Here is a 6,203-nt window from a genome sequence, read left to right as displayed (position 1 = left end):
TCGGCGGCAAGCAGATTCTCTGACCGAGGACCCGGCCGCGCCGCTGAACCGGCGGCGCGGCCCGGGAGCCGGATAGCGGCTGCCGGCCGCTACCCGGCTCGCCGGCCGCCCCTCTTCCCGCACTCACCGACCGGAGGCCGCAGCCGTGGAAGACCCCCTGTCACTCCGGGCCCTGCCCAGCTGGTTTGTCGTCCTGCCCGACACCGACGCGGCCGCCGCGGTCGCCGCCGCCGCGCTCGCCCACGGCGCCCAGGCACTGCCGCACCGGTCCGGGCGCCCCTGGCTGGTGGGGCGCTGGGCACCCCCCAGCATCGTGGTGGGCGACTGCCGGGGGACCCGCGTCGCCGTGCTCGGCGAACACTCCGTTACCGCCGAAGCCGCCCGGCGCGCGGCCGAGGCCGCCGAGGAGTCATCGCTGTCGGCGCTCGACCGCGTCAGCGCCCGCTGGGCCGGCAGCCTCCACCTCGTGGCCAGCCGAAGCGGGCGGGTCCGGATCCGGGGCGGCGTCGTCGGCATGAGGCGGGTGTTCTTCACCGATGCCGCCCTCCCCGCGGCTGGCGGCGTCAGCCTGGCCTCCGACCGGGCCGACGTGCTGGCCGAATTGGCCGGCGCCGAACTCGACGACCGCAGGCTCGCCCTCGAACTGCTCACCCCGGGCGTGCCACACCCGCTGTCGGGCTCACCGATGTGGAGGGGCGTACACGCTGTTCCCGGCGGCCACCACCTCACCCTCGACTCCGACGGGCGGGCCGGGAAGGCCCGCTGGTGGTCGCCGCCGGATCCGCACCTGCCCCTGGCCGAAGGCGCCGTGCGCTTCCGGGAGGCGCTGACCACAGCCGTCGCCACGCGTACGCGCGGGCGCGCGCTGGTCACGGCCGACCTGGGCGGGCTCGACTCCACCGCCGTGTGCTGCGCAGCCGCCGGCGGGGACGCGAAGGTCGCCGCGTACACCGCCGCCATCCACGACGAGCTCGGCGACGACGCGTACTGGGCCCGCCGGACCACCGAGGCGCTGGGAACGGTCGAGCACCACGTCGTCCCCGCCTCCGAACTGGCCATGACGTTCGACGGGATCGACACCCTCGACGACCTCCTGGACACCCCCAGCATCCTCACCGTCGACCGCAACCGCCGCATGCACATCATCGCCCTCGCGGCCGCCCGTGGATCGAGCCTGCACCTGACCGGCCTGGGGGGCGACGAACTCCTCGCCGGAACGCCCGCCCGTCTGCACGCGCTGATGGCCAGGCACCCCCTCACCGCGCTGCGGGACCTGCGCGGATACACCGCGAAGTACCAGTGGTCCCGGTGGCACGTGCTGCGCCAGCTCATGGACCGCCGCTCCTACCGCGCCTGGCTCGCTCGGGTCGTCCGGGACCTGGACGCACCCCCGGCCCCGCCGGGCGGACCGCTGCTCGACTGGTCGGCGCCGCCGCGCATGCCGGGCTGGGCCACGCCCGAGGCCGTGGAGGCGGTGCGCGAGCTGCTCCGCGCCCACCTGCCGGAAGCCGAGCCCCGTGGCCGCGGGCACGGCGAGCACCAGGAGATCGCCGGGATGGACGGCATCTCACAGTGGACCCGGCACATCGGCCAGATGGCAGCCCCGCTGGGCGTCACCGTGGCAGCCCCCTACTACGACGACCGGGTGATCGAGGCGGCCCTCGCCGTCCGGCCGCAGGAGCGGATCACGCCGTGGCGGTACAAGCCGCTGATCGTGGAGGCCATGCGCGGCGTCGTCCCCGAGGCGAGCCGGGCCCGCGGCACCAAGGCCAACGCCACCTTCGAGGAGGAGGAGGGGCTGCGCCGCCACCGCGCGGCCCTGCTGGCGTTGTGCGAGGAGTCGCGCCTGGCCCGGATGGGTCTCGTTGATGTGGAGGCCCTGCGCGCGTGGTGTCTGGGGCCCCTGTCGGCCGAGACGGGGAGCTACCTGCTGCACCCGACCGTGGCTTGCGAGGTGTGGCTGCGCTCCCGGGAGACGGCACCGCCCCGGACACGGCCCTGACGAGAGGTGAGCCTATGTGCACGTTGAAGCCAGGAGTCCTGCTGACCGATACCGAGTACGGCATGGCCCTGCTCGACCAGAAGAGCGCCGAGTACTGGACCCTCAACCCCACGGCGGCGCTCGTGCTCCGTGAGCTGCTGAACGGCCACGATGCCGGGCAGGCGGCGGCTGCCCTCGTCGAACGGTATGACGGCGTGGACGCCGAGGCGGCCTCCCAAGACGTCGCGAAGATCGTGGAGGACCTCCGCTCCGCGGGGCTCATCACGCCGTAGCCGGTCCCGGCCGTCGGCCGCCCGGAGAAGGGATGCGCAGATGTCGACCCCGGAAGCTGTTCCCTACCGCCCCCGGTCGGTCCCCCTCGGCCGCCGCCTCGGGGCGCGTGTCGTGATCGGCTGTGCCCACCTGCTGGCCACCCTGCCGCCCCGGCGGATCCGGGCCGTGCTGGCTCTGCTCCGTCGCGGAGCCCGGCCCGCCACGCTGGCCGAGGCGGAAACGGCCCGGGAGACGGTACTCGCCGTGAGCCTGGCCGCGGGCGGGCGCAAGGGCTGCCTGCCGCGGTCCCTGGCCACGGTGCTGCTGTGCCGCTGCCGTGGCCAGTGGCCCACCTGGTGCGTGGGGGTGCGCACCCGCTTGCCGTTCGCCGCGCACGCCTGGGTGGAAGCCGAGGGCGAACCCGTCGGCGAGGGCACGCCGGCCGGGTATTTCCAGCGCTTCTTCGCGGTGGAGTGAGTTCGTGACCAGCGCGCCGCGCTCATTGTTCGGGCACCTGCGGCCGCAGCGCGGCCGCCTGGCCGCGGGTGTCCTGCTGTGTCTGCTCGGCAGCGTGATGGGCCTGGCCCAGCCCCTGGCGGCCAAACGGGTGATGGACGACATGGGCCGGGGAGGCCTGGCGTACGGCCCGGTGATCACCCTGAGCGTGTTGGTGGTGGCGGGAGGGTGCATTGCCGGCCTTGGGCACTACGTGCTGGACCGGTCGGCGGAGTCCGTCGTCTGCACCGCCCGGCGCCGGCTGATCGACCGCCTGCTGGTGCTGCGCGTACCGGTGGTGGAGCGCACCGAACCGGGGGACCTGATCTCCCGCGTCACCTCCGACACGGCACTGCTGCGGCAGAGCGTTCCCCAGGCGGTGTCGGCCGCGGTCACCGGCACGCTCATCACCCTCGCGACGGTGGTCATGATGGGGCTGCTCGACGCCGTGCTGCTCGGCGTCACGCTCGGCGTGATCGCGTTCACCGGCATCGTCGTCGCCGTCGTCGCACCGCGAATCGGCCGGGCGACCCGGCAGACGCAGGAGGCCGTCGGCCGAATGGGCGCCGCGCTGGAGCGGGCCCTGGGCGCCTTCCGTACGATCAAGGCCTCAGGCGCCGAACGGCAGGAGACGCGAGCGCTGTACCGGGCAGTCGAGCGGGCCCGGCGGACCGGCGTCCGCGCGGCCGCCTGGGACTCGCTGTCCGCGACCCTGTCGGCGGTCGTCGTGCAGGTCTGCTTCCTGGTCGTGCTGGGGGTGGGGGGCGCGCGGGTCACCTCCGGCGCCATCGGCGTCTCCACCCTGGTCGCCTTCCTCCTCTACCTGTTCGCGCTCGCACCCCGGATCGGCCAGCTGGTGGAAGGCGTCGCCCAGTTCCAGATCGGCTCGGCGGCCGCCGCCCGGATCCGAGAGGTCGAGGACCTGGAGATCGAGCTCCTGGAGGACCAGAGCCCAGAAGGCGAGACACCAGATGCCGGGGACACGCTCCACGGCACGGCGGGCGGTACGGGGCGGCCGCGGGCGGATCCGCTGCCCGCCCGCGTGGCCTTCCGCGACGTCCGCTTCGCCTACCGTCCCGGGCTGCCCCAGGTCCACCACCGTGTCTCCTTCACCGTCCCCGGGGGTGGTCTGACCGCGTTCGTCGGGCCGTCCGGGACCGGCAAGACCACGGTCTTCTCCCTCATCGAACGCTTCTACGACCCGGACGCCGGCCACGTGCTGCTGGACGACAAGGACGTACGGCAGTGGCCCCTGGCAGAACTCCGCGCGGCCATCGGATACGTGGAACAGGACACGCCCGTCCTCGCCGGCACCCTGCGCGAGAACCTCACACTGGGCTCCGTCAACGCCACGGAAGAGGAACTCCGTCACGCCCTGCGCCTCGTCCGCCTCGACGCGGTGACGGACCGCCTGCCCCGCGGCCTGGACACCGACGTCGGCCACCGCGGCAGCAGGCTCTCGGGCGGCGAGCGCCAACGCGTCGCGATCGCCCGGGCGCTGTTGCGCCGCCCAAGACTGCTGCTGCTGGACGAAGCCACCTCACAGCTCGACGCTGCCAACGAGGCGGCCCTGCGCGACACGATCACCGACGTCGCCGGCCGCATCACCGTCCTCGTCGTCGCCCACCGCCTGTCCACGGTCTCCACGGCCGACCGCATCGTCGTGATGGACGCCGGTCGGGTACGCGCGGTGGGGACCCACGCCGAACTCCTCGAAGCGGACGCCCTCTACCGCGAACTCGCCACCACCCAGCTACTCAACGGCCGGTGAGCTTGTTCTCTATCTACGACAACCAATCCCTGTTCACCGGCGCGGCGGAGGCGTTCTGGCACAAGCAGCGGAACACCGTCGAACGCTGCATGGACAAGCTCAACCCGTGGCGCGGCCTGGCCACCAGACACGACAAGACCGCGACCCGAAGGACAGCCCTTGGCGGAGGGCCTTTGCGAGCCTGCTTGTTGGCGAAGTCCCAGTTCTGGCCGCACCGGCCGGAGGCTTCTGAAGGATCACTCGGAGACCTTGCTTGCCATCCTCGCCGCGGTGACCGGTCTCCTGGGCGCATTGCTTGCACCCGAATCTCGGCCGGCAGCGGCCACGCGCAAGCCAAGGCCGCCAAGGAGGCCGCCGAGATGGCCGCCACCGCCGCTCTCCAAGCAGTCCGCGAACAGGCCGACCGCGCGGCAGCTGGCGCCCATGCCGCTGCCCTGCGGGACCAGCAGGCCGGCGCGATTACCGACTGCTCCGCACAGCCCGTAAGTTCACGCGCGCCGTGGACCGGCTATATCCAGAGCCGGACAACGCTTCTGTCGACAGCGCCCGCAACGATTTCTTGCACCACCGGGGAGCTGTGGAGCTCCTCGCCCCTAACGCGCTCCCGTCCAGGAGTTTGTCGAGGTAGGCCAGGAGGAGGGTGGCTGCCCTCGTGGGCGTCGTCGACATCGCCCTGGGCGCAGGCCTCCACGATTTCGGCAACGTCGTTGGGGATGATCGACAGCGAGTCGCCCGCCCTGGATCCTTACTCCCGGGAACCGCACGTAGGGACATCCTGCCGGATCGTTTCACCGCGCGGCAGGACACAGCCGGCCCGGGCATCACGGACCGCCCCGGCTGCATGCCTCGTGCCGGGCGCGCTGCGATGGCCGGGCGAAGACGCACCCTGACACGGGGACTCAGGGATAAGGTTGCGTGCATGGACAACGAACGTTCGAGAGGGCCCGCGGGCTACAGGTAGCCCGCCAGGAAATACCTGGCGGTTGCTGCGAACGGAGTGCCTCCCGTGACACGCACCGCTCACCATCTCCCCCTTCACGCAGCCAGAGTGCGCACGAGTGCACATCAGGAGATCCTTGGCGCTCCGTGGTTCTCTACGACCTCAGGTACAGCGCACACACCTTCAGCGAGGCGATACGAGAGTCCAGAAGGCCTCAACCTCACGTGGTGCGCCGCATGGTGGACGTTTACTCGTTCCCCCGATACCGGCAGGACCGCTCCGTCGCCCGGTGGTCTGCGGAGGAGGAAAGCCGGGCGCGGCAACGGCTGCGCGCCCAGGTGGGGACGCTCCTGAGACTGGTGCGTGCCAACGCTGGAGGACTGGCACTTGATGCCGCACACACCGTGGAGATACCGCCCGCACGTCATCGGCGTAGCTCGCTCTGGCTCGCGTAGTCAGCACTGAGGAACCGGCCCACCCGTGGCCCCGGCCGGCCGATGCCTCGTGCCTCGGTCGGCTCTGGAGGCCGCCTGCATGAGCAGCGGCAGCCGCAGCCGCCTGTTGCGTAGGTGGTGATCACCAGCCGTTGGTCGCTCTGCCGCATCATGGTCAGCGTGGCCTTTAGCTCCGGTTCGTCGGCCTGACGGCAGCGGATCACATCCCCGAGGCGCCCGCCCGCCCGGCCTCCCCTGGCCTGGCGCCGACGTCTGCTGGCCCACGCCCACCATGCTCCACCGGTCGGC

At 72.4% G+C, this 6,203-nt stretch carries 4 protein-coding genes; all 4 read left to right on the top strand.

Features of this window, described 5'->3' with window-relative positions; genetic code table 11:
• The first annotated feature begins 145 nt into the window (after positions 1 to 145).
• Genes AVW11_RS35055 through AVW11_RS35040 form a run of 4 tightly spaced genes read left to right on the top strand, consistent with a single transcriptional unit; the run spans position 146 to position 4,520 of the window.
• Complete coding sequence (locus tag AVW11_RS35055) at positions 146 to 2,002, top strand: lasso peptide isopeptide bond-forming cyclase (RefSeq protein ID WP_076047043.1); 1,857 nt, start codon at positions 146 to 148, stop codon at positions 2,000 to 2,002.
• Positions 2,003 to 2,016: 14 nt separating this feature from the next.
• Positions 2,017 to 2,274, top strand: coding sequence for a lasso peptide biosynthesis PqqD family chaperone (locus tag AVW11_RS35050; protein WP_030851746.1), 258 nt, complete (start codon positions 2,017 to 2,019; stop codon positions 2,272 to 2,274).
• Positions 2,275 to 2,314: 40 nt separating this feature from the next.
• Positions 2,315 to 2,731 (top strand): lasso peptide biosynthesis B2 protein, encoded by a 417-nt coding sequence (locus tag AVW11_RS35045; RefSeq protein ID WP_076047042.1) that lies wholly within the window; start codon positions 2,315 to 2,317, stop codon positions 2,729 to 2,731.
• A 4-nt stretch (positions 2,732 to 2,735) separates the two neighbouring features.
• Positions 2,736 to 4,520 (top strand): ABC transporter ATP-binding protein, encoded by a 1,785-nt coding sequence (locus tag AVW11_RS35040; RefSeq protein ID WP_240528347.1) that lies wholly within the window; start codon positions 2,736 to 2,738, stop codon positions 4,518 to 4,520.
• Positions 4,521 to 6,203: the final 1,683 nt, after the last annotated feature.

This window comes from Streptomyces amritsarensis, assembly GCF_001953875.1.
GTDB lineage: Bacteria > Actinomycetota > Actinomycetes > Streptomycetales > Streptomycetaceae > Streptomyces > Streptomyces amritsarensis.
Note: the sequence above shows the minus strand (reverse complement) of the source record. Positions and strands in the feature narration are given on the sequence as shown.